The sequence below is a fragment of the Streptomyces sp. NPDC006879 genome (genome assembly GCF_042869595.1).
Lineage (GTDB): Bacteria > Actinomycetota > Actinomycetes > Streptomycetales > Streptomycetaceae > Streptomyces.
In genome coordinates, this window is the sequence record NZ_JBIAGC010000107.1 from 1 (window position 1) to 1,386 (window position 1,386).

Annotated in this window: 1 protein-coding gene; it reads right to left on the minus strand. The window is 68.4% G+C overall.

Annotated features, from left to right (window positions below; all coding sequences use genetic code 11):
• Positions 1 to 18: 18 nt before the first annotated feature.
• Complete coding sequence (locus ACFYMC_RS29755; RefSeq protein WP_388531270.1) at positions 19 to 1,140, minus strand: IS110 family transposase; 1,122 nt, start codon at positions 1,138 to 1,140, stop codon at positions 19 to 21.
• Between the last annotated feature and the right edge of the window lie 246 nt (positions 1,141 to 1,386).

Sequence of the window (1,386 nt, forward strand, 5' to 3'; positions counted from 1 at the left end):
TTGATGCCCCTATGTTCGTCAAGCCGCGGTCGTGAGGGTTGACGGGTCATCAGGGCGCTGGTGGCATACGATCATGTCGGTGCGTATCAGCGCGTAGACCTCGCGGGCCACGTAGCGCTTGAGGCAGCGCATGATCTCCCGCTTACCTCGCCCCTCAGCGCTACGTCGCTCCAGGTAGGAGCGGGTGCGCTCGTCTTGGCGCATGCGGGTGACCACGATGCGGTGCAGCGCGGCGTTGGCCTGTCGGTCTCCTCCCCGGTTGAGTCGACGGCGCCGGGTCTTTCCCGAGGACTTCTCGACAGGGCTGGCGCCGCACAGCGCGGCGAAGGATGCCTCACTACTCAGTCGCTCAGGGTTGTCGCCGGCAGTGATCAGCAGGGCCGCAGCACTGTCCGGGCCGATCCCGAACTGCTCCAGCAGGCTCGGCGCGCTGGCCTGGACCGCTGCGGTCATGCGCCGCCCGAGCTCGGCGACCTCTTGTCGAAGCCGCAAGACACGTTCGGCGAGCAGTCGGAGTGTGAAGACTGCCGTGTCAGCTGCCGGGTTGCCGTCGCGAGGGGCGGTCAGCTCCGCGCAACGGCGGACGAGGAGCGCAGTCGAGAGCGGTTCCAGTTCCTCGCGCAGGGTGGATGGGGCGTTGATCAGCACGGCCTTGAGCTGGTTGAGCGCCTGGGTGCGGGCCTTGACCGCGGAGTTCTTCGCCAACCGGAGCATGCGCAGCACCTCCACCTGCCCGTCGCCGCTCTTCGGCAACGCCCGCGCGGTGCCCGACAGGGCGGCCCGGGCGGCGGACTCGGCGTCGACGGCGTCGGTCTTGCCGCGGCGACGCCGGGCGGATCGATCTGGCTGGTTGACCTCCACCACCGACACTCGCTGGGTCGCGAGGTAGCGGGCCAGGCCAGCGCCGTAGGATCCGGTGCACTCCACCCCGGCCAGCATTACAGTTCCGAACTGACCTGCCCAGTCAAGAAGTTGGTGGTATCCGGTCCCGGTGGCCGGGAACTCGCCGATGTCCAGCAGCGCGCCCAGGTGGTCCAGGACGGCGGCGACATGCATGTCCTTGTGGGTGTCGACACCGAGTACCACCGAACGCGGCGAGGCGGCCTCGGCGGCTTGGATGTGAGGGAACGCAGCGGGCATGCTGAGGGTGGTCACGGTGCTCCTGTTCAACGACGCAGTGCCGATGGCCAGCGTCGGTCGGTGGAGCGGTCAGGACTGTGACGGTGCCTTCTAGGCCAAGGCCCCTATCGGGACACGCTCCGCCGGCCGGTGCCGGTACGCGCCGCTCCGTCCGGGCCGACAGATCAAACACAAGGCACAAGCAGCCAGCCAGAGTACGAGTCAGGCGCGGCCGGAGCGACACGACCATCATCACAGCCGGAGTAG

Bases quoted from the DNA above. Each gene is read 5' to 3' on its own strand.
- ACFYMC_RS29755 (WP_388531270.1), bottom strand. From the start codon at position 1,140: ATGCCCGCTGCGTTCCCTCACATCCAAGCCGCCGAGGCCGCCTCGCCG.